Below are 21,359 nucleotides of genomic sequence, written 5' to 3'. Positions count from 1 at the left end.
AGCCAGCACCTGGATGACTCGAACCCTACTGAGGGGCCGGCCCATCACCGCGGTGGCGCAGAGGGTCGCGACCGAGCCGACCATGCCGGCAGCTGGTGCGCCCCGATCGAGGTCGCCAGCACGTGTTTTCAGGATCTATCGGTTATTGCAACCCCGTTAGAACAAGCCCATCCGGAGGTTGTCGGTGATGTATCGGTCGAACGGGTCGTCGAAACGCTCGGGCCACGGCCCGGTGCGATCCGCGGAATAGTGCCTTCCGTACCAGTCGCTGACGATCGCTGCTTGAGCCTCTAATCCCATCGTGGTGTAGTCGAAGTCTGCGGTCGTCGGATAGTCGTATGATGACTTCCCTTCCACGCAGGCGGAGACGCCCTTGCCGAGGTACGAAAGACCCATCTTGTCGTGATGCGCTTGGCAGGCGTGCACCAGTTCGTGCACGAAAGTCTGCCCGTACGTCTTGGGCTCCGGCCGTGACGTGTGCTGCTCACGCGGATCGGGGTAGCCAGAGCGCCCCATGTTGAGGGTGATCTTGCCGTCGAACCTGGGAAAGGTGAATGCGCGATCATCCACGCCAGACCAGTCTGTGACTCTCAGCAGCTCGCGCGGCGGCAGTGAGCCCTTGAACACGGTGTCATTCGCCCAGTCGTATTGCTCTTGCGTCACCTCCGTCTCCGCGCTGCCGGCCGTGATGAGCGCCTCCGCGCCGAGTGAAACGAGGGTTCCCAGGGGCCCGGCCATCCAGTACATATCATTGATGACCTGCGCGCCGGGCAGCAGTGATCCGGTGGCCGCCAGGCTGCCGACCTCGACGCCGACGAACACCAGGACGATCGTGCCGGCTCCCGCTGTGTAGGCGACCGCGGCCTTGATCGCCCACCCGGCAATGGTCTCCAGTACCCCGGCAATTGCGCTCTCGTATTCGGTCGCGGTCTCCAGCTTCGACCCGCGCAGCAGCTCGAGCAGGGCTGATCCGTCTGAGTCCAGTGACGGGATGAGCTCGCTCCAGTCGTCGTTGCGTGAGCCCGAGTGAAGGGTGCCGTAGACGCTGCCCGAGTGCCCAACGACGATCGTGGGGGCGTCTGGATTCGGTGAGCGAAGGAGCGCCCGCACGGCGTAGTCGTAGCTGTCAGCACCGCTGTCGTGTGCGTGACCTGACCACTGCACAGACCCATCTGGGTTGACCTGAACCGTGACCCTCCCGCCCAATGCAGCCGCGCCGCCAGACCGAATCGATCCGGTAGCGACCACGGGTGCCGGGGTACCGGGCGGATCCGGCGGCCAGACGATCTGCCCATTCTCGAATAACTGCTCGGCGCCCGGTTTGCCGACTCGATCGTTCGGCGGCCCCACCGGGTAACCGAGTTCACCCGTCTCGCGACCGCGCCGCGTCCATTCAGCCTGGATATCGCCGCTGACCTCCCACGCGCCGGAATCGTCTGTCCAGTACAGCAGCGGGCCGGCCTTGCTCGTGCCGTCGGCCTGCAGTGTCGCAAGCTGAGCGCGCTGGCCGCGCCCATCTGGGAGGACTTCCTGATCGGCCATGGGGTTAGCCGTACCGGTCGAAGCCGAGTTCAGCCCAACGGTCTGAGATCTGGCCGTTGAGCATCGCCGCCCCGACTGCGGGATGCGAGCACATCCACCCGTGCTGAAATTCCTGGCGCGAGCCCAGGCCGTCGATGGTGGTACCAGCAGTGTCGACCGGTAACCCGACCGGGCTCGACTCCTCACCGGATGTCGACCAGTGCTGCCAGATGGCGCCGTCGATCTCGGATGCGCGACCGTCGGTGGTGGCGCACAGGGCTAACTCGTCTACCGGCTTGCCGGTCGGATCCAGTGCGCGGAGGAGTGCAACGGAACCGGTGCCGTCGGTCACCGACCGCTGATCCTCAACGGGGAACGCCGTGTACTGGAATCTGGTTCTCTCCAGCCAGCGAGCACTGATCGTGCCGAACAGCGCATGGGCACCGAACTGTTCCTGCCAACCGATGGATCCTCCTCGAAATCTCTGCAGCACCCCACCGAAGCCAGCATCTTCCGGCGGGGAATCGGCTGCACCGAGCGCTCCTGCCTCGCCCCCGAGTTCCTGCCATTTCGCGGCGATCGCATCTGCTCCCAGAACATTCACGGCAGGTGTCGTCATCGCAGTTCCTTACTCCCATAGCAGGCTGAGAACCTCATCGTGGCACGAGCGACACGACCGCGACAAGGGAATTGAGCAAGCGTCGGGAGGTTCGCTCAACGCCGCCACCTGAATGGCTCAGACGGTGTTGTCGCCAAGCCCTTCGCCGGCGAGTATCGTGCGCAGTCGGGTGAGCAGCCTGACGTCAGCCGACCACCAGCCAATCCGACGAACGGAGGATCTAGTGGCTGGGTATTTTCATGCGGGTGAGGTCTTCCGACAGCTGCCAGGTGCGTCGGGCTTGGTCGGTGCTGCGCAAGCGCGAGTAGAGCTTCTGCTCGGCGGGTGGGCCGCCGAGATGCCCAGGTCCGCGCGGGCCGTAGAACGCGGCGCCCTTCGCGTCTGGTGAGGTGGCCGCGTAGAGGGCGGGAAGCTTCGCGCTGTCTACTGTTCCGAGCAGTATGCCGCGCTCGGAGAGGGCCCGGATGATTCTTCGACCTGACGCGTCGCGGGCCCGACCGAGCTCGGGTCGAGCGGCGAGGAGGTTGGTCGGGGCGACGCCGGGGTGTGCGATATTGCTGACGATCCCCCATCCATTGGCCTCGCTGCGCCGCTCGAGTTCCAGCGCGAACAGCCCGAGCGCGATCTTGGATTGGCTGTACGCTTTCATGCCGTCGTACGAGCGTTCCCAGTTCAGGTCGTCCCAGTTGATCGCGCCGCTGTTCGCGGCGACGCTCAGCTGCGACGTGACGCGCGCGCGGCCGGCCAGGAGCAACGGCATCAGCTGACTGACCAGCGCGAAGTGGCCGAGATGGTTGGTGCCGAACTGAAGCTCGAACCCATCAGCCGTCGTCTGCCGGGCTGGTGGTGTCATCACGCCGGCGTTGTTGATGAGGATGTGGATCGCATCGCCCTCAGCGCGAAGGGCAGAACCGAGTGCTGCGATGGAGTCGAGAGAGGAAAGGTCGAGCTCTCGCAGTGAGACGTCTGCGTCGGGGGTGCTCTGCCGAATCACCGCGGCGGCGGCCTCTCCCTTGCTTCCGTTCCGAACGGGAAGAATGACGCTCGCGCCGGCCGCGGCGAGCCGCGCGGCCAGACTGACGCCCATCCCGTCGCTGGCTCCGGTGACGAGTGCGCGTCTCCCCGTCAGGTCGGGAACGCTGAGATCGATCGGGTTGCGTGGCATGTGCACGTCCTCTGCATATGGATGGTGGGTTGTCACTCCACTGTCGCGGAGAGCGTCGGTCTTATTCAGGGCTGCCTGATCCCCCGATAACGCGTACCCCGATCACGCGTACCCCGATCACGCGAGACACAGTCGGGGCGGCTGGGAGGAGGAGGGGAGGAGGATGGGATTGGCAGGCCGTGGCTGACCCGGGATCCTTTCGAGTAAGAATGGAACAGAACCAGGAGGCCGCATGGTGATCGACCGAATCGGATTGGCGCAGTTTCTCCGCCGCCGACGCGAAGCGATACAGCCCGAAGATGTCGGCCTGCCACGCGGTCAGCGTCGCAGAACCAGCGGGCTTCGGCGTGAAGAAGTAGCGGCGCTGTGCAACATGTCGACCGACTACTACTCGCGTATCGAGCGGATGCGCGGGCCGCAACCGTCAGAGCAGATGATCACCTCGATCGCGCAAGGCCTCCACCTCTCACTCGACGAGCGCGACCATCTGTTTCGGCTTGCCGGTCAGCGACCGCCACCGCGCGGGGCTGACAGTGACTACATCAGCCCTGGAATGCTTCGCATCTTCGATCGTCTGCAAGACACCCCCGCAGAGATCGTCACCGAGCTCGGCGAAACCCTCCGGCAGACTCCGCTTGGCGTGGCCCTCACGGGCGACCTCTCCGTCTACCGTGGCCCAGAGCGAAGTATCGGCTACCGATGGTTCACGATGCCGCAGACCCGTGAGCTGTACTCACCGGATGATCATCCCTTCCTCACGCGTCTCTGGGTCTCCGGACTGCGCAGCGTCGCGACGCTGCGAGGCCCGGGTTCCCGGGCAGCCCAGCTCGCTGACACGCTCCTCACGCGAAGCGCGGAGTTTCGGCAGACCTGGGAACGTCACGAGGTCGGGATCCGCCCGAACGAGGTCAAGCGCTTCGTGCACCCCGAGCTCGGCACCCTCGAGCTGACCTGCCAATCCCTGACCGAACCGAACCAGTCGCACTCCCTCCTCGTCTACACGGCAGTACCCGGAAGCGAGAGCTACGAGAAACTCCAACTCCTCTCAGTCATAGGAGCGCGGCCCCGGATGACCGTGACGGGTATCGCGTAGCACCCCTCGTAACCCAGGGTGACCCACAGCGAATCCCTCCCGAAGAGGTCTCCGTCACCCTGGACGGTTGTGAGTCGATCGGCGACCCCTGAGCATCAGCCTCGTCACGGTTGAGCCCCCTCGATGAGCGCGGCGATTTCGTTTGCTGAAAGACCCGAGTTGATGACGACGATGCCGGGGCGCTCCGGATGCCCGGGCGCCGGTGCGGCACCCCGCGGCCCGGAGTCTGCCATCGATTCGGCGACCTCATCGAGCAGTTCGGCGAACAGGCCGCGAGGATCTTCAGTGGCAGGCGACTGCACCCAACGATCGAGCACCTGGGTGAGCGCAGCGAGAAGTGCGGCCGCCACGATCTGCGCGAAGATCGCACTACGCTGCCCGAGGTGCTGGCGGCTGAGGTACGCGCCGAGCAGCTGTTGGTATTCGCGCATCCAGAGCACCTCGCGGTCGTGGAGGGCGCGGTTTGCGCGCACCACCGCGGCGCGGCGGATCACGAAGTCGGTGTCGAGCAGGTGCCCCTCGATCACAGAGGTCAGCGCGCCCCCCGCGACCCGGATGGGTTCGCCTGTAGAGACCTGCAGCCGCTCCTCGACCGCGAGCAGGTAGCCCGCATGATCGGAGAACAGCACGTCTTCGCGCACAGGAAAGTACCGGAAGAACGTACGACGACTGATTCCGGCGGCCAGCGCGATGTCTTCGGCCGTAGTGGCCTCGAAGGTCTTCGTTTCGAACAGGTCGAGCGCTGCCGCGCGCAACGGAGCGTAGATGTGGGCGCTCTGGGCGGCCGTCAGACGCGGGGCGGCGCGGCTCGTGGTGTCTTCGCTCATAGTGCGCTTTCTGTGCGGGCCGCGTCGAAGGAGTTGCGACGACATGGCACTGAGTGACAGGATACTGGCACCGGATGCAAAACTGAAGCCGCCCGCAGGCGGGTCTCGGCATCCGATGCATCTGTGACCTGAGTTTCAATGAGGAGATCTCTGTGGCTGACGATTCGAGCACCTCCATCGAGCTGCACGATATTCCGGTGTTCGACAATCTGCTGACCGAGACGCGAACGTTCCCTCCGTCGGAGGAGTTCGCTGCGCGGGCGAATGTGACGGCCGAGGCGTACGGCCGTGCATCCGCAGACCCTGACGGGTTCTGGCGTGAGCAGGCGTTGCGGCTCGACTGGGCGAAGCCGTTCACGGAGGTGCTCGACTGGTCAGACCCGCCGAACGCGCGCTGGTTCGCCGACGGCAGGCTCAATGTCGCGTACAACTGCGTCGACCGGCATGTCGAGTCGGGGCACGGCGACCAGGTCGCCCTGCACTGGGTCGGCGAGCCCGGCGACACCCGCGATATCACCTATGCCATGTTGAAAGACGAGGTCTCGCAGGCCGCGAACGCGCTGGTCGCGCTCGGCCTGGTCGCGGGTGACCGAGTGGTCATTCAGCTGCCGATGATTCCTGAGGCCGTGATCTCGATGCTGGCCTGCGCCCGCCTCGGCGTGGTGCACAGCGTGGTCTTCGGCGGGTTCTCGCCGGCCGCGCTCCGGGCCCGGGTCGACGACGCGCAGGCCCGGGTCGTGATCACGTCTGACGGCCAGTACCGCCGCGGTGTCGGGGCTCCCATGAAAGCCAACGTCGATGAGGCGCTCGAGGGCGCGGAGACGGTCGAGCATGTGCTCGTGGTGCGCCGGGTCGGAGATGGCGTCGATATGAAGGCGGGGCGCGACCTCTGGTGGCACGAGGCCGTGGGCGGTGCGTCGACCGAGCACACGCCCGAAGCGTTCGGGGCCGAGCATCCGCTGTTCATCTTGTACACCTCGGGCACGACCGGCAAGCCGAAGGGCATACTGCACACGTCGGGCGGGTACCTGACCCAGGCCGCCTACACCCACGACGCCGTGTTCGACCTCAAGCCCGACACCGACGTGTACTGGTGCGGCGCCGACGTCGGCTGGATCACCGGGCACAGCTACATCGTCTACGGCCCGCTCGCGAACCGGGTCACGCAGGTGATGTATGAGGGCACGCCGAACACGCCGCACGAGGGCCGGCACTTCGAGATCATCGAGCGCTACGGCGTTACGATCTACTACATCGCGCCGACGCTGATCCGCACGTTCATGAAGTGGGGCCACCACGTGCCCGCGTCATACGACCTGTCGTCGATCCGGGTGCTCGGCAGTGTCGGCGAACCCATCAACCCCGAGGCGTGGATGTGGTACCGCACCAACATCGGTGGCGGGCACGCGCCCATCGTCGACACCTGGTGGCAGACCGAGACCGGCGCTCTGATGGTGGCACCGCTGCCCGGTGTCACCGCCACGAAACCCGGCTCGGCGCAGCGCGCCCTGCCCGGCATATCGGTGCAGATCGTCGACGAGAACGGCGTGCGCGTGCAGCCCGGCGAGGGGGGTTACCTCGTGGTCGACAAACCGTGGCCGTCGATGACCCGCGGCATCTGGGGCGACTCCGACCGCGCCCGCGAGGTGTACTGGGAGAAGTTCGCCGAACAGGGCTACTACTTCGCCGGCGACGGCGCCAAATACGACGCCGACGGCGACATCTGGATGCTCGGCCGGGTCGACGACGTCATGAACATCTCCGGGCACCGCATCTCGACCATGGAGGTCGAATCCGCGCTGGTGTCTCACCTCGCGGTCGCCGAGGCGGCCGTCGTGGGCGCTGCGGACGAGACCACTGGTCAGGCCATCGTCGCCTTCGTCATCCTGCGCGGCTCGAGCGAGAAACTCGGCCTCAGCCACGACGAGATCGTCGCCGCCCTCGCGAAGCACGTCGCCACCGAGATCGGGCCCATCGCCCGGCCCAAGCGCATCCTCGTCGTACCAGAGCTGCCCAAGACCCGCTCGGGAAAGATCATGCGCCGCCTGCTGCGCGACGTCGCCGAGAACCGCACCGTCGGAGACACCGCCACCCTCGCCGACACCACCGCCATGCGCGTCATCACCGAAAGCCTGCGCGCGGGCTCCTGAGCGGACTACGAGTCGAGTCCGCCATTCGGCTGGGAAGGTCCGGCAAAACCATACGCACGGCGGTAGTGACCAAATGATGCCCGCTGCCAGTCTTGAACCTACGGGGATCTCATCGAGGAGAGCCAAGGTGAGCCCGTAGAGAGAGAGGCTCCACCGTATGGCACCCGAAGAGCGGCATGTTCTCATCACCGGTGCGGGCATGTTGGGAGCGCACTCAGCGAAGGTCTTTCTCGACCAGGGCTGGCGCGTCACGCTTGTCGATCGAGCCCTGCAGCACGGCTATCTGCACGACATCCTGGGTGACCCCGATCGCCTGACAACGGTGCAGGTCGATCTCAGCGACGAGGTTGCGACCGAGGAGGCGCTCGACGGTCTGCGCGTGAACGTCGTGGTGAACACTGCCGCGTTGGTGGCTGCGCGAGCGCAGGAAGACCCGATCCTCACCGTCGATGTCAATGTGAAGATGCCCGTGTGGCTCGGGCAGTGGGCGCTCAGGGCCGGCGCCGAACGGCTGGTCGGAATCAGCAGCTGGGGAATCTACGCGCCAGATCAGGGGAGCCGGCTCACGGAGAACTCCGCCATCATGTCTCCTCACGTCTCTCATTACGGTGCGTCGAAGGCTGCGATGGAGCAGGTGCTGGGTGCCCTGGCCGTCGACTCCGGCCTGCACATCGTTGTCATACGCCCCACCATCATCTACGGCTACGGGCCCAACCTCGGCGGTGGAATTGCGAGCGCGATCGTTGAAGACCTCGTTCTCAGCGCAGTCCGCGGTGAGAACGTTCTGATTCCTTCGAATATGACCTCGCAGTCCGAGTACGTCTACGTCGGTGACGTCGCCCGAGCCGTGTTCGGTGCGGCGACGTATGACGGGCACGAGGTCTTCGAGGTCTTCAACATCGGGTCGCAGGAGACGACGTCTACCGGGCAATTCGCTGCAGCGCTACGCGCCCGGTTTCCTGCCGCGAACATCAGCGAGGCTCCGCGGGACGACTCCATGTTCGGTCCTCCCCGCCAGGAGTGGGCGACAGACCTCACGAAGACACTTCAGCAATTGCATATCCCGGCACCTCTCACGATGACGGAGGGCCTGGCACAGTTCGAGAGCGACCTGCGTCGCGCAACCCATGTCGACCAGGTCGCGGCGATGACATGGAAGTAGTGCCTGCCGACTGAAGCGCTGGTCTCAGCACTCATCCACCAAACCTCAGCGAACAGCTACACCCACAGACGAAGGAGTCAAATTGAAATATGTGATTGGAATCGATGTCGGCGGCACGTTCACCGACGCAGTGGCAGCCGACGATTCCGGCCGGATCACGGGTGCGAAGACTCCCTCCACTCCGCAGGACTACTCGATCGGCGTGCTCGCCGCAATCAGTGAACTGGCTAGCCAGTTGGGGATGGATGAGCGCACCCTGCTCGAGTCGACCGAATACATCGCCCACGGCACCACTGCGAGCATCAACGCTCTCGTCACAGGAAACGTCGAACCGGTCGGTTTCATCACGACCCGGGGTCACGGCGACTCCATCGAAATCATGAACATCGAAGGTCGATACCTCGGCCTCACAGCGCAGGCGATCCAAGACTCCATCAACCTTCACAAGCCGGCCCCGCTGGTTCCGAGGGGCCGCGTCATCGAGGTCACCGAGAGGATGGACCAGAGCGGAAACATCGTCGTTCCGCTCAACGAGGCTGAAGTGCGAGAGGCCGTCACTCGGCTGCTCGATCAAGGCGTGCATGCCATCGCCGTGTCGTTCCTCTGGTCTTTCCAGAACCCTGCTCATGAGCAGCGCGTGGCGGAGATCATCGCAGAGATGTCGCCAGAGACCTTCGTGGCGGTGTCGAGCTTCGTTTCACCCCGCATCCGTGAGTTCTCGCGAAGCTCGACCACGATCATGAGCGCACAGCTGGGCCCGGCTTTGCGCAGGTACCTGCGACCGCTTGTCGCGGAGCTCAAGCAACGCGGGCTCGCCGGGCCCCTGCTCATCATGCAGAGCTCTGGTGGCACCATCTCTGCCGACGAGGCGCCCGCGTCGGCCATCACGACGGTCGGCTCCGTTCTCAGCGGTGGAGTCGTCGGCGCGACCCGGCTCGCAAGCCAGTTGGGCCATTCGAACGTTGTGACCGCCGACGTCGGTGGAACCACCTTTCTCGTCGGCATGGTCGTCGACGGCGAGCCAGTGCGGTCGTCGTCGACGATCATCAACCAACACCCCATCAACGTGCCGACGATCAAAGTCGATGCCATCGGTTCCGGGGGCGGGGCCATTGCCTGGATCGATCAGGGGGGCAACCTGCGCGTCGGGCCCAAGAGTGCGGCCGCGGAGCCCGGGCCGGCGGCGTACGGCCTGGGCGGAACCGAACCCACCGTCACCGACGCTGACGTGGTTCTGGGAATCATCGATCCCGACTACTTCCTCGGCGGAAAGCGACAACTACGGCTCGACCTCGCCGAGGCAGCGCTGCTCGAGAAGATCGGTCGCCCGCTGGGCCTGACCGCTCGAGAGGCAGCTGCGGCAGTCTACGAGGTGCAGAATGCGCAGACCGCCGACCTCGCCCGGAAGGTGGTGGTCGAATCCGGCTACGACCCCCGTGGGTTCGTCATGTACGCCTTTGGCGGAGCCGGTCCCATTCACGCCGCCGCCATTGCTACAGAGTTGAAGGCGAGCGAGCTGGTCGTTCCCCTCGGGGCGGCGGCATCCGGATTCTCGGCATTCGGGCTCGCTGCGTCTGACGTGAGCGTCAGCACAGAGACTTCTGACCCCGCACCGTTCCCGTTGAACCCCGCAGACGTACAACGCAACTTCGACCGCCTCACCGCCCAGGTGAAGGATTCGCTCGACCGACAGGGAGTCGACTACAGCTCCGTGAGCATCTACCGCGAGTTCGACGCCCGCTACACCGGCCAGATGTTCGAGGTGACCGCCGATGCGCCGAGCGATGAGGCCATCGACGAAGACACCGTCGCCGCGATGGGCGAGACCTTCGACAAGCGCTACAGCGAGTTGTTCGGCGCAGGCTCTGCGTTCGCCGACGCGGGCCGACAGATCATCTCGTATCGGGTGCGGGGCGTGGGTGAGCTGCCCTTCCGGCCCGTACTGCCGGCACACGAACAGACCGCCGGTTCAGACGCATCCGCCGCCATCAAGGGGTTCCGCGACGTGCACCTCCAGCACGAGCGCGGGTTCGAAAAGACGGCCATCTACGACTACGCGTTGCTGCGCAGCGGCCACCGATTCGAAGGGCCCGCGATCATCGAGGTCGCCACCACCACCGTCACCATTCCAGCCGACCGCGAAGCGTATGTCGATGAGTACGGAAACATCCGAGTAGACCTGTCAGAAAGGCACAGCAAATGAGCGGCGCAACGACTTCCATGCCATTCGTCGGCCCCGATAAGTTCTCGAGTCGGCCCCTGCCGATGAGCGAACTGAGGGCCCGCATCTCGCCCAAACTCGCACTTCATTCTCTTCCCGCCGACCAGCCGGATGTCGACCCGCTGACCTACGAGGTGATTCGGCACCGCATGTGGTCGATCACCGAAGAAATGGGCGAGACGCTCAAGAAGATGTCGGGCTCGCACGCCGTCACCGAAGCCAACGATCTCGATATCGCGATCTGCGACGAATTCGGTCAGGAGGTACAGGTCGGGCTCTACAACACGGGCCTGATCGCCTCGATGGACCTCGCCATCTACTGGATCCTGCAGCATCGAAGCGACAGCCCCGGCATTCACGAGGGAGACATGTTCCTGAGCAACGATCCGTGGGTGGGAGGGGGGCTCCACCAGAACGACACCGCCCTGATCGCGCCGATCTTCTGGGAAGGAGAGCTCTTCGCCTGGACGAGCGCGGTCTGTCACCTCGTCGATGTCGGCGGCGCCAAACCCGGTTCATCCGACCTCGAAGCAACCGATGTGTTCACCGAGGCCGTACCGACGCCACCGATCGCCATCGTGCGCGGAGGCGAAATACAGGCCGACATCTTCGACTCGTTCCTCCGGCGCTCGCGGCTGCCGCACCACGTCGAGCTCGATCTCCGCTCGCAGATCGGCTCCAATCAGCTCGGGCAGCGTCGTCTGACCGAGCTCCTGCAGAAGTACGGCGCCACGACGGTGAAGACCGTCATGAAGCAGATGATGAACGACGCCGAGCGGCGGCTTCGCAACCGACTCATCAGCATTCCCGATGGGTCGTGGAGCTCGGTCAGCTATCTGGAGCAGTCCGGCATCGGTGACCGAAACCTGCACAAGCTCGCGGTCACCCTGACCAAACAGAACGACCACATGACCTTCGACTTCACGGGCACAGACCCGCAGAGCGGCATGATCAACTGCCCATATTCGGGCATGCGGGCCGGAGTGCTGATGTCGGTTCTGCCGTTGCTGGCTGGCGACATTCCGTGGTCGGCCGGCGGCTTGATGAGGTGCTTCGACATCGTCACCGAGGAAGGCACCATCAACAACGCGACCTTCCCCGCGGCCGTCGGCTGGGGCCCCATCACGACCGGCCTCGCGACCATGAACGTGGTCTCCGAAACACTGGGACGGATGCTCGACACCTCCGTCGACCTGAAGGAGCGTGTACAGGCCTGCTGCACCAGCTCCTACGACGTCGTGACCCTGGCGGGCGTCGACCGCCAGGGCGCGCCCAACGTCAACATCATGTTCACCCCGATGGCAGGAGGATTCGGCGCACGTCCCTACGAAGACGGAGCCGACACGGCCGGATCGCTGAACATTCCCATGGGGCGCGCCCCCGACGTCGAGATGCAGGAGCTGGCGGGCCCCTACCTCTTTCTGTGGCGCCGGGAGGAGATGGACTCCGGCGGAGCAGGCAGATTCCGAGGCGGCATGTCTGCCTCGACCTGTCTGATCCCCTACGAGACGCCGAGTCCTCTCTTCGGCGCATTCTCGTCGAACGGGAAAGCCCGTGCGGAGGTCAACGGCCTGGCCGGCGCCTACCCGGGTGGCCCGGGGCTGGATGTCATCGTTCGGGGCGCGAACGTGCCGGCGATGTTCGCGGCAGGAACGATCCCGACCAGCCTCGACGAGCTCGGGGGCCACGCCGAGGTCGTGCCCAACCGCCTGGAGACCCTCATCAACCTCGTCGATGCGGTCTACATCCAGCCGACCGGCGGGGCAGGATACGGCGACCCACTGCTCAGAGCACCCGCCGACGTAGCCCGAGACGTTGCGAACGGCAGAGTGAGCGCCAGCGCCGGCACAGACGTCTACGGCGTCGTGTTGTCTCGCAGCGGAGAGGTCGATGCGCTCGGAACCGAGAACACGCGTTCAGATCTGCGCGCACAGCGCATCGGAGGAACCCCACGGGGCATCGGCGACCGCCGCCCGGGGGAGGGCGAAAGGGCCATCGACGAGAACCTCGTGCTGGTCGCGGGCGATTCTTCGCCAGTTGTGCGCTGCCAGCATTGCGGTCAAGACATAGGGCCCGATGGCTCGGACCTCATCATAGGCGTCACTACGCGCGACTCGCAGCTCCCGGCGGCCATCCCCGGAATGTTCGCAAGCCCCTCTGACTACGTCGACCGCGATCTCGTCTTGCGTTCCTACTTCTGCCCGGGATGCGCAACGCAGCTCCGTGCAGAGATAGTGCCTGCAAACGAGACACCGACCATGAGATAAACCGCAGTCACCATCACACAGAGAAGGAAGACAATGAAGTTTCCCGCACGACGACTAGGCGCTGCCGCACTCGGCCTCGTCATGATGACCGCACTCGCAGCCTGCTCATCCGGTACGCCCGGCTCTTCGCCCGGCGCTACCTCCAACTCGGCAGCGTCTGGCGCCCAGGCCGCGGCCCAGGCAGACGTCGCCGCGTTCACTGCCGATCAGCCCCCCGTGACCGTCTCGGCTCTGCCATCAAAACCCAACGCCGCTCTCACCATCGCGATCTCCACCTGCGCCCTCCCGGTGTGCCACACCACCACCGACGCCGCGGTGGAGGCGGCAAAAGCACTCGGCTGGACAGTGCGGCAATACGAGTCTGAGATGACGCCAGAGGCCTACGTCGCCGTGTGGGACCAGATCATGCAGGATCCACCCGACCTGATCGCCTACACGCCAGTCGTTCCCGACGCTGCCATCGCAAACCAGCTGAAGGCAGCCGCCGCGCTGAAGATCCCCGTCGTATCGATTGCTCCGGCCGGCGATCGCCCTGACAAGAACGGCCCTGTCTACGCCGCCTACGCCAGCCAGCCGACCTTCGTGCAGAGCGGAACCCTGATGGGTGAGACCGTCGTGGCGGATGGCGGCACCGGCGCAGACACGGTCTTCGTCTGGGATTCTGCCCTGTCGACGATCTGGGACCCGCTGATCCAGGGATTCAAGAACGCGATCTCCGAGACAGGCTCACAACCCGATGTGCTGGATGCTCCGACGAGCGGAATCGGCACAGACGTTCCGGGACAGGTGGTGAGTTACCTGCAGAGCCACCCGAACGTGAAGTACGTCGCTTTCGCCTTGGGCGATTACACGGCCGGTGTTCCAGAAGCGCTCGCAGCCGCGGGCCTCTCAGATCAGGTGAAGATCGTCAGCCTGTCTCCCCAGGCCGCGAACCTCGCCAACATCAAGAGCGGAAAGGAATTCGCGTCGGTCGCGCAGGAGAACACGGCCGCCGGCTGGCGCGCGATCGACGGGCTGGCGCGCCTCTCGCTCGGAGAGACTCCCGACGACGAGTGGTTCGAGCCGGCGGGATGGCACCAGATCTTCACGAAGGACAACGTGACCGAGACGACCACTGTGCCGACTACGCCGGGCACACCTGACTCCTTCCTCAGCGCCTGGGGCGTCACGAAATGAGTCACGGCCGAGCAGCGCTTGCCGATGAGGTTCCGGCGCCGCCTCGTGCGGCGGCGCTCGAGATTCGATCACTCAGCAAGACCTTTGCGGGAGGTCGTGGCCTGATCGATGTAGATCTCGAGATACGTCAAGGTACGGTGCATGCGCTGCTCGGCCAGAATGGTTCGGGAAAATCGACGCTGATCAAGGTGCTGGCCGGGGTCTACCAGCCAGACCCCGGGGCAACGGCCTCCGTGCGAGGCGAGCCGTTCGAGCTCGGGTCGCCGAGTGCTGCCGCAGACCTGGGCATCCGTTTCATCCACCAGGATCTTGGACTCCTGCCGGCCCTGGATGTGACCGACAACCTCCGACTGGGCCGACGATACTCATCCAAGTGGTGGCTTTCAGACCGCAGAGAAAGGCGACTCGCGAGCGAACTGCTGCGGGGATTGGGAATCGACATCGACACGTCGGTGCCCCTGGGTGAGCTGTCGCAGGCACGACAGACGATGGTGGCCATCGCACGCGCACTCAGCGACAACGATCGTTCTGGTCGTCTGATAGTGCTCGACGAACCAACCGCGTCGCTGCAGAGCGAGGAGGTCGACTTTCTCTTCGAGCTGGTCCGTCGACTCAGAGACAGCGGCAACAGCGTGCTCTACGTGACGCACCGTCTTGAAGAGGTGTTCGAGATCGCGGATGACGTGACCGTGCTTCGCGATGGACGCCGGGTAGCCAGCAGGGCGGTCGATGGACTCGACCACTCGTCTCTCGTCGAACTCATCATCGGACGCCCTCTGGAGGCCTTCTATCCGGAGAGCCCTGAACCCGGCACCGAAGTCGTACTGCGGGTCAGAGACGTGTCGGGCATGACGGTGGATCGTGTCAGCTTCGACGTTCACAAAGGGGAGCTTCTCGGCATAGCGGGCCTGCTCGGGTCTGGATACGAAGAACTGTTGTTTCTCCTTTCTGGCGGAGAGGCGAGAGAGGCCGGTGTGGTCGAGATCGGCGGGCGCGAGATCCCCGCGGGTGATCCGCGCGCTGCGATCAGTGCCGGTCTGACCTTCGCCCCCGCTGATCGCAAGCGTTTGAGCGCCATTCCGTCGTGGAGCCTCCGCGAGAACATCACGCTCCCCGCTCTCGCGCCGCTGCGGAATCTCTGGCTCAGCGACCGAGCCGAAGGCAAAGACGCGGCGACGTGGCTGGATCGCGTCAAGGTCAGATTCGCGCCATCCACTCAGTTCTCGACACTCAGCGGCGGCAACCAACAGCGCGTCGTGCTGGCGCGCTGGCTGCGATCCAATGCCGCAGTCATGCTTCTTCAAGAACCGACCAACGGGGTAGACACCGGGGCGAAGCAAGCCATCTACTCGGCCCTCGACGAAGCCCTGGCGGCCGGCACCGCAGTCGTGATCTCGTCGTCTGACGCCGAGGAACTGTGCAACATCTGTGATCGCGTGCTGGTCATGAACGGCGGCCGTATCGGTGCCGTGCTGGAGGGGGCGGGCCTGACGGTCGACCGTCTTCTCGTGGCGTGCATGAGCAACACCCCAGACGAGAGGAAAACGGCATGAGCACCACAGAAACCCAGGTCGAATCGGTCAGCCCGGCGAGCGCACCGCCGCGGGAGAGGCCTCGTCGGCGCGTCAGACTCGGCTTCAATCGCTTCAGCGGCCTCTACATCTGGGCCGCCATCATCATCGTTTTCGCCGTATGGGTGCCCAACGTCTTCTTGACCAGCCAGACGCTCGCAAGCCTCTTCTCGGATGAGGCGGTGACCGCGATTCTGGCCGTGGGACTGCTGTTCACCCTCGCAGCAGGCGGCTTCGACCTGTCTATCGGCCAGAACCTCGGTCTGAGTGCGATCGTCGTTGCCACTCTCTCCACCGTCGGCGGATGGGACCCGTGGAGCTCGGCCCTCGCGGCGATTCTGATCAGCACGGCCATCGGGCTGCTGAACGGTGTGCTCGTGGCACTGGTCGGCATCAACAGCCTCATCGCAACGCTTGGCACTACGTCTATCCTTCTCGCTCTGTCGCAGATCGTGTCGGATCACAAATTCCGCGGCCCGATTCCTGCCGAGCTGGGGGCGGTGACGGCCTGGCAGCCCTTCGGGATCCCCGGGATCGCGATCTACGCGATCCTGCTGGCCTTCGTAGCGTGGTATGTGCTCGAGCACACCCCGTTCGGCCGCAAGATGTACGCCACGGGTGCGGGACCGGATGCGGCCTTTCTCGCCGGTGTGCGCACATCTCGGTACCTCCTTCTCTCGTTCGTCCTGTCTGGACTCGCTGCCGGTATCGCGGGAGTGCTGCTGACCGCGAAGATCGGCAGCATCGGGCCGACCATCGGCCCGGCCTACCTCCTGCCGTGCTTCGCAGCCTGCTTTCTCGGCACAACGCAACTCAAGCCCGGGCGGTTCAACGTGTGGGGCACGTTGATCGCAATCGGCCTGCTCGCTACTGGGGTGAAGGGCCTGCAGCTGGTCGGTGGCCAACAGTGGATCACTGACGCCTTCAATGGGGTCGCACTGCTGGGTGCCGTCTCCATCGCCGTCGTCGCCGCGCGACGGGCGGCCGCTGGGCGTCGAAGGAAAAGCACGCGGGCGCAGTAGACCGTGTCGCAGACAGAGAAATCAGAAGGCTGAAAAAGCAATCGGGGGCACGGTACATTTAGCGGCGAAGGAGGCACATGCAAGAGTTTGGACGTCTGCGCGATCTTGACGCGTCTGCGGCCGACGCCTTCCGCGTCATCCGATACTTCGACTCTCTCGTTGCCAACAGAGCCGGTCTCGACGCGCTGCTTCGCGCGGGAGCCGCCCTGACAGAGAGCGTGGTCGGCTTCGCCGACTCCGAACGGCATCTGCGTCTGCGCGTCTCCCCTGAAGGTCGAGCTGCCTCTGAAGGCCGTGCTGCCCCTGAAGGCCGGGCTGCCTCTGACGTCGAGACCTATGAGGAGTGGCCGACGGTCGAACTGGGCATGGATGCGACGGCGAAGGTGTGGATCGAAAGGCGAGACACGCCTGGCGCGCTCGATGCGATCGTGCTCGAACGTATGGCCGCGGGCGTGAGAATCGCGCTCGATCGCACCCGGCACTCAGAGACGCACGACCCGGCGAGCGTCGATGTTCTCCTCGACTCGGCAACCAGCGAGGTCGACCGCAATGTGGCCGCTCGTCGCCTGGTACTCGAGGGCGAGCAGCGCCTCCAGGTTCTGGCGACACTCGACCACGTGCGGCCCGCCCTCCCGGTCACCGCGGCTCCGCTCCTGAGTCGCACCACCCAGATCGGGCGGGTGACCGCGGTCATCCTCGCGCGCGGTGAAACGGAGATCCCCGCGGAACTGGCTTCGCTCAGGCAGGGGATCGGGCCGGCAGGAGGCGTTCTCGATCTTCCCGAGTCGTGGAGAAGGGCCGTGCTCGCACTCCGATTGACGGGGGAGGGTACGCCAACCCAGCCCGGTCCGCGCCGTGTCCGATACGACGACGTCGGCGTGATCGCTGACGCGGTGGAGGCCATGGGTGCCGGTGCCGCCAACGCAGCGGATGTCATCCGTCTGATCGAGATGGAACGCGTCGCCCCGCGAAGCCTGGAATTTTTGGAGGCGATAGCTGCGACAGACAGCCTCCGCCAGGCAGCAGAGCGCGTTCACGTGCACCATTCGACGCTGCAGTCTCGTCTGACGCAACTGCAGATCGCTTTGGGCTACAGCTTGGACTCCCCGGGTCGGGCTCGGCTCAATGTGGGGCTGGCCCTGGTTCGCGCCGTTCGTAACGGAACAATTCCGTGAGGGGTGCCGGCGCAGGGGGTGTCGAACAGGCCTAGCTGGTGAGACCCACAGCACGAGCCAGGAAGGCGTGCCTGGTGTCATTCGAGAGCTGGGAAAGCGCGGCGTACGGCGCGACATAGTCGAAGCCGTGCCAGGCTCCCGGCCAGAGATGAAATTCGACCAGCACCCCCGACGAGGCAAGACGGTCTGCAAACGCAATGACCTCACCCCTGTAGATGTCAGCTTGGCCGACGTCGATGTACGTAGTGGGGAGGCCGGTCAGGTTCACGGCGCGAGCCGGTACCGCGTAATCCGGCGCACTTGGCCCGCCGGCCGAGCCGCCCAGCAAGGCGCTCCAGCCCGTCGCGTTGGACACATGGCCCCAGGGCAGGTCTTCGGTCTCCGCCAGCTCCTGACCGATGGAGGTGCGATCGTCGAGCATCGGGCACTGCAGAATCTGGTTGCTGATAGCCGGCCCGCCCCTATCGCGGGCAAGAAGAGCGGTCGCAGCCGCGAGCCCCCCGCCGGCACTGGCGCCCTGTGTGATGATGCGACTCAGGTCGATGCCGAGTTCGGCCGCGTGTTTCGAGATCCACACCAGGGCTGAGTAGCAATCCTCAAGCCCCGCCGGAAACGGATGTTCGGGGGCGAGCCTGTACTCGACCGAGATGCCCACCAGATCGAGTTCGACCACGCTCTGCGACAGGGAATCCGCCCGCATCAACACGTCTCCCGCAATCGTGGCCCCGCCGTGAATGTTGTAAAGACACGGGCGAGGACGCCGTGAACCCCCGACTTTGCGCAGGATCAATATCCTGATGTCGGGAGATCCGTGCGCCCCAGGTATAGAACGGATCTCCGCCTCGACGGTGCCAGAAGCGGTGAGCTCGGCAAGCGTGGGCTGTCGAGCGTGAATCGCTTCCCTGTACGGGCCTATGGTGTCTGGCGTGACGGTTGCGCGCAGACCGGGCGGATAGAAGTCGAGGATCGCGCGCAATTCCGGATCAAGGGGGTGAGCGAGGGGCCTCGCCTCGTTGTTACCCACTTCATTTTGAACCACGGAGAGCCTTCTTCGTCATGCAGTAGAGATCATTCTGGATTTTAGCCGCTGGGGAATCTACCGCCGAACGGCGGAAACTTCGGCCCCACAAGCAGCGGGGTGGCGGTTCCCGCCCACGGCCGACGCCGAGCAGCATGAGTCCATGACGAATTCGACCTCTGTGCAACTCGCTTCGATCCGTGTGATCACTGATGACCTGCCGGCCCTCGTGCGCTTCTATGAGGTGCTGACGGGAGCGACTCCGCAGTACCTGACTGAAGACTTCGTGGAGCTCGTGACCCCCTCGGCCACGTTCGCCCTCAGCACCCCGGAGCGAGTCGCCTTCATCACTGAGAACACTCCGCGTGCGGGCGCCAACAACACCGCCATTGTGGAGTTTCTCGTGGGTGACGTCGAGGCGCTCTACGGCACATTGCTGGCAGAGTTCGGCGACGAACTCGATGTCGTCCAGGAGCCGACCACGATGCCGTGGGGAAACCGATCTGTGTTGATTCGTGACCCGGAGGGATCGCTGATCAACCTGTACGCGCCGGTGACGCCTGACGGCGTGAAGCTGCAGCAGAACCGCACGCCGAAGATGCTTCCCGACGCCGACTGAGCACTCGTGTCGCGGTGGGCTGGAACTCCGACGTGTCGGTGCCGCGTGGATACACTCCAGTGCCGGTCGGCCGACGAAATCAGGGGCGCTATTCTGCGGGGTGAATTCGTTCCCCTGCAGCGTCTCATCGAGAGCGACCTGAGCGAGCGTTTCGGCGCATCCCGTTCGGCCGTGCGCATCGCCCTGCAGGAGCTGGTGTCGCAGGGGCTCGTCGAGTTCCAGCCCAACAAGGGCGCCCGGGTGCGCAGCATCTCGGTCGACGAGGCCATCGAGATCACCGAGGTGCGCGTCGTGCTCGAGGGAATGGAGGCGTCGCTCGCCGCCGAACGCATCACCGACCACGAGGCAGCAGAACTGTCGGTGATCGGCGAGCGAATGCGTTCGGCTGTCGAGGCCGGCGAACTCGTGGTCTACAGCGACCTGAACGTTGCACTTCACGCGAGCATCCGATCCGCTGCCCGGCATGAGACATCGGCGCGGCTGTTGCGTGAGCTGCGCAACCAGACGGCGCGCCACCAGTCTTCGCTCGCCCTGGTTCCAGGTCGCCCGGCCCAGTCACTGCCGCAGCACGAAGCCGTCATCGCCGCCGTGGTCGCGCGCGACCCGCGAGGCGCAGAAGACGCCATGAAGGCTCATCTGCGCAGCGTCATCGACGCCCTGCGCACTCTGTCTTCACCCGGTTCGGCTACGAGGTGAGCGCAACTGAGGCCGGCCGCCATCGGCAACGACGCAGGGTGTCGTCGACCGGTCAGATGGATGCGCCACCCGCGATCGACAGCTCTGCAGCCCAGATGGTGTTCGACAGCAACGTTGCGATAGTCATCGGGCCGACCCCGCCCGGAACCGGTGTGACCCAGCCGGCGACCTCGGCGACCTCGGGCAGCACATCGCCGACCAGGCCGTTCTCGGTTCGATGGATACCGACATCGATGACGGCAGCCCCCGGTTTCACGTGCCCAGCGCCGATGAGCCCGGGAATACCTGCCGCGGCCACCAGAATGTCGGCTCGCGAGGTGACCGAACGCAGATCTCTCGTCTGAGAATGGGAGATCGTCACGGTAGCGCCGCGGCGCAGTAGCAACTCTGCTGCGGGATGCCCGACCAGTTCCGAGCGCCCGACCACTACTGCGTTCGTGCCTGCGATGTCGATGCCGGCGAAGTCGAGCATCTCGATGATGCCGCTCGGGGTACAGGGCCGCAGCCCCACGGTACCGCGCGCCAACCGCCCCTGACTCAGCGTAGTGAGGCCGTCGACGTCTTTCGTGGGCGGAATGCATTCGATGAGAGCCGAACGGTCGAGTCCGTCGGGCAGGGGGAGCTGCAGCAGAATGCCGGCGACTGTATCGTCGGCGGCGAGCTCGACGATCGTCCGCTCGACGTCGCGCTCCGATGCCGTCGCCTCGAGATGCCGGTGAAAATCGACGAACCCTGCTTCGGCGGCGGCCGTGCGCTTGTTGCGCACGTAGACCTCGCTGGCCGGGTCGCCTCCGACGAGGATTGTTGCCAGGCCGGGAGCGAACCCGTTCACGCGAACGAACTCCCTGACGCGTTCGGCCGTCTTGTCTCGGCTCGCTCGAGCCACGACTCTGCCGTCGATCACAATGGCGCTCACGTCGGTGAGTCTCCGATCTCCGTCTCGGACTCAGCCATCGGACTCAGCGAGGTGACCGGATGGTGGTGCGGTGGGGGCGCCGTGTGTGTGGAAGGTGGAGATGGTCTGCATGCCCCAGGCCTGGCCCTTCTTGCGTTCTTC

The 21,359-nt window shown here is 65.1% G+C and carries 17 protein-coding genes; 11 read left to right on the top strand and 6 right to left on the bottom strand.

All coding sequences use genetic code 11. The features are described 5' to 3' along the window. Positions 1–156: 156 nt before the first annotated feature. From V3W46_RS03270 to V3W46_RS03260, 3 genes are all read right to left on the bottom strand, one after another. Positions 157–1,542 carry an LGFP repeat-containing protein gene (locus V3W46_RS03270; protein ID WP_331781663.1) on the bottom strand — a complete coding sequence of 462 codons (1,386 nt, stop codon included), beginning with the start codon at positions 1,540–1,542 and terminating at the stop codon, positions 157–159. A 4-nt stretch (positions 1,543–1,546) separates the two neighbouring features. After that, positions 1,547–2,140, bottom strand: a complete 594-nt coding sequence (locus tag V3W46_RS03265) for an LGFP repeat-containing protein (RefSeq protein ID WP_331781662.1) — start codon at positions 2,138–2,140, stop codon at positions 1,547–1,549. 220 nt (positions 2,141–2,360) lie between these two features. Then, a complete protein-coding gene (locus V3W46_RS03260) occupies positions 2,361–3,305 on the bottom strand; it encodes an SDR family oxidoreductase (protein ID WP_331781661.1) in 945 nt (314 codons plus the stop codon). A gap of 235 nt (positions 3,306–3,540) precedes the next feature. Between V3W46_RS03260 and V3W46_RS03255 the strand changes: the two genes are divergently transcribed. Beyond that, the gene (locus V3W46_RS03255) at positions 3,541–4,398 is read left to right on the top strand and encodes a helix-turn-helix transcriptional regulator (RefSeq protein WP_443069926.1); all 858 of its coding nucleotides are present in this window, start codon (positions 3,541–3,543) and stop codon (positions 4,396–4,398) included. Positions 4,399–4,502: 104 nt separating this feature from the next. Here the strand turns inward: V3W46_RS03255 and V3W46_RS03250 are convergent, their stop codons facing one another. After that, positions 4,503–5,225, bottom strand: a complete 723-nt coding sequence (locus V3W46_RS03250; RefSeq protein WP_331781659.1) for a TetR family transcriptional regulator — start codon at positions 5,223–5,225, stop codon at positions 4,503–4,505. A 152-nt stretch (positions 5,226–5,377) separates the two neighbouring features. On the opposite strand from V3W46_RS03250, the gene acs reads away from it, so the two are divergent. The 8 genes from acs to V3W46_RS03210 all read left to right on the top strand — a co-directional run bounded on the left by acs (position 5,378) and on the right by V3W46_RS03210 (position 17,969). Further along, on the top strand, positions 5,378–7,375 hold the full coding sequence (gene acs / locus V3W46_RS03245; protein WP_331781658.1) for an acetate--CoA ligase: 1,998 nt from the start codon (positions 5,378–5,380) through the stop codon (positions 7,373–7,375). 157 nt (positions 7,376–7,532) lie between these two features. Then, positions 7,533–8,537: an NAD-dependent epimerase/dehydratase family protein gene (locus V3W46_RS03240; RefSeq protein ID WP_331781657.1), complete on the top strand. Its 1,005-nt coding sequence runs from the start codon at positions 7,533–7,535 to the stop codon at positions 8,535–8,537. Positions 8,538–8,628: 91 nt separating this feature from the next. Next, positions 8,629–10,740, top strand: coding sequence for a hydantoinase/oxoprolinase family protein (locus V3W46_RS03235; protein WP_331781899.1), 2,112 nt, complete (start codon positions 8,629–8,631; stop codon positions 10,738–10,740). A gap of 62 nt (positions 10,741–10,802) precedes the next feature. Continuing rightward, positions 10,803–13,025: a hydantoinase B/oxoprolinase family protein gene (locus V3W46_RS03230; protein ID WP_331781656.1), complete on the top strand. Its 2,223-nt coding sequence runs from the start codon at positions 10,803–10,805 to the stop codon at positions 13,023–13,025. 33 nt (positions 13,026–13,058) lie between these two features. Further along, complete coding sequence (locus V3W46_RS03225; protein ID WP_331781655.1) at positions 13,059–14,201, top strand: sugar ABC transporter substrate-binding protein; 1,143 nt, start codon at positions 13,059–13,061, stop codon at positions 14,199–14,201. Continuing rightward, a complete protein-coding gene (locus tag V3W46_RS03220) occupies positions 14,198–15,754 on the top strand; it encodes a sugar ABC transporter ATP-binding protein (RefSeq protein ID WP_331781654.1) in 1,557 nt (518 codons plus the stop codon). The genes V3W46_RS03225 and V3W46_RS03220 overlap by 4 nt, the downstream gene beginning before the upstream one ends. Further along, positions 15,751–16,794 (top strand): ABC transporter permease, encoded by a 1,044-nt coding sequence (locus V3W46_RS03215; protein ID WP_331781653.1) that lies wholly within the window; start codon positions 15,751–15,753, stop codon positions 16,792–16,794. The genes V3W46_RS03220 and V3W46_RS03215 overlap by 4 nt, the downstream gene beginning before the upstream one ends. 77 nt (positions 16,795–16,871) lie before the next feature. Further along, positions 16,872–17,969 (top strand): helix-turn-helix domain-containing protein, encoded by a 1,098-nt coding sequence (locus V3W46_RS03210; RefSeq protein WP_331781652.1) that lies wholly within the window; start codon positions 16,872–16,874, stop codon positions 17,967–17,969. 31 nt (positions 17,970–18,000) lie between these two features. On the opposite strand, the gene V3W46_RS03205 is transcribed toward V3W46_RS03210, so the two are convergent. Beyond that, positions 18,001–19,008, bottom strand: a complete 1,008-nt coding sequence (locus V3W46_RS03205; protein ID WP_331781651.1) for an alpha/beta hydrolase fold domain-containing protein — start codon at positions 19,006–19,008, stop codon at positions 18,001–18,003. Positions 19,009–19,150: 142 nt separating this feature from the next. Between V3W46_RS03205 and V3W46_RS03200 the strand changes: the two genes are divergently transcribed. Together V3W46_RS03200 and V3W46_RS03195 are read left to right on the top strand one after the other, a co-directional pair. Further along, positions 19,151–19,606 carry a VOC family protein gene (locus V3W46_RS03200; RefSeq protein ID WP_331781650.1) on the top strand — a complete coding sequence of 152 codons (456 nt, stop codon included), beginning with the start codon at positions 19,151–19,153 and terminating at the stop codon, positions 19,604–19,606. 45 nt (positions 19,607–19,651) lie between these two features. After that, positions 19,652–20,302 carry a GntR family transcriptional regulator gene (locus tag V3W46_RS03195; RefSeq protein ID WP_331781649.1) on the top strand — a complete coding sequence of 217 codons (651 nt, stop codon included), beginning with the start codon at positions 19,652–19,654 and terminating at the stop codon, positions 20,300–20,302. Positions 20,303–20,354: 52 nt separating this feature from the next. Here the strand turns inward: V3W46_RS03195 and V3W46_RS03190 are convergent, their stop codons facing one another. Beyond that, positions 20,355–21,218: a bifunctional 5,10-methylenetetrahydrofolate dehydrogenase/5,10-methenyltetrahydrofolate cyclohydrolase gene (locus V3W46_RS03190; RefSeq protein WP_331781648.1), complete on the bottom strand. Its 864-nt coding sequence runs from the start codon at positions 21,216–21,218 to the stop codon at positions 20,355–20,357. Between the last annotated feature and the right edge of the window lie 141 nt (positions 21,219–21,359).

The organism is Subtercola sp. YIM 133946, assembly GCF_036553535.1.
Classification (GTDB): Bacteria; Actinomycetota; Actinomycetes; order Actinomycetales; family Microbacteriaceae; genus Subtercola.
Note: the sequence above shows the minus strand (reverse complement) of the source record. Positions and strands in the feature narration are given on the sequence as shown.

Coding starts and splice junctions, on each gene's coding strand:
- V3W46_RS03270 (WP_331781663.1), bottom strand. CDS start 1,542: ATGGCCGATCAGGAAGTCCTCCCAGATGGGCGCGGCCAGCGCGCTCAG.
- V3W46_RS03265 (WP_331781662.1), bottom strand. CDS start 2,140: ATGACGACACCTGCCGTGAATGTTCTGGGAGCAGATGCGATCGCCGCG.
- V3W46_RS03260 (WP_331781661.1), bottom strand. CDS start 3,305: ATGCCACGCAACCCGATCGATCTCAGCGTTCCCGACCTGACGGGGAGA.
- V3W46_RS03250 (WP_331781659.1), bottom strand. CDS start 5,225: ATGAGCGAAGACACCACGAGCCGCGCCGCCCCGCGTCTGACGGCCGCC.
- V3W46_RS03240 (WP_331781657.1), top strand. CDS start 7,533: ATGGCACCCGAAGAGCGGCATGTTCTCATCACCGGTGCGGGCATGTTG.
- V3W46_RS03230 (WP_331781656.1), top strand. CDS start 10,803: ATGAGCGAACTGAGGGCCCGCATCTCGCCCAAACTCGCACTTCATTCT.
- V3W46_RS03225 (WP_331781655.1), top strand. CDS start 13,059: ATGAAGTTTCCCGCACGACGACTAGGCGCTGCCGCACTCGGCCTCGTC.
- V3W46_RS03220 (WP_331781654.1), top strand. CDS start 14,198: ATGAGTCACGGCCGAGCAGCGCTTGCCGATGAGGTTCCGGCGCCGCCT.
- V3W46_RS03215 (WP_331781653.1), top strand. CDS start 15,751: ATGAGCACCACAGAAACCCAGGTCGAATCGGTCAGCCCGGCGAGCGCA.
- V3W46_RS03210 (WP_331781652.1), top strand. CDS start 16,872: ATGCAAGAGTTTGGACGTCTGCGCGATCTTGACGCGTCTGCGGCCGAC.
- V3W46_RS03200 (WP_331781650.1), top strand. CDS start 19,151: ATGACGAATTCGACCTCTGTGCAACTCGCTTCGATCCGTGTGATCACT.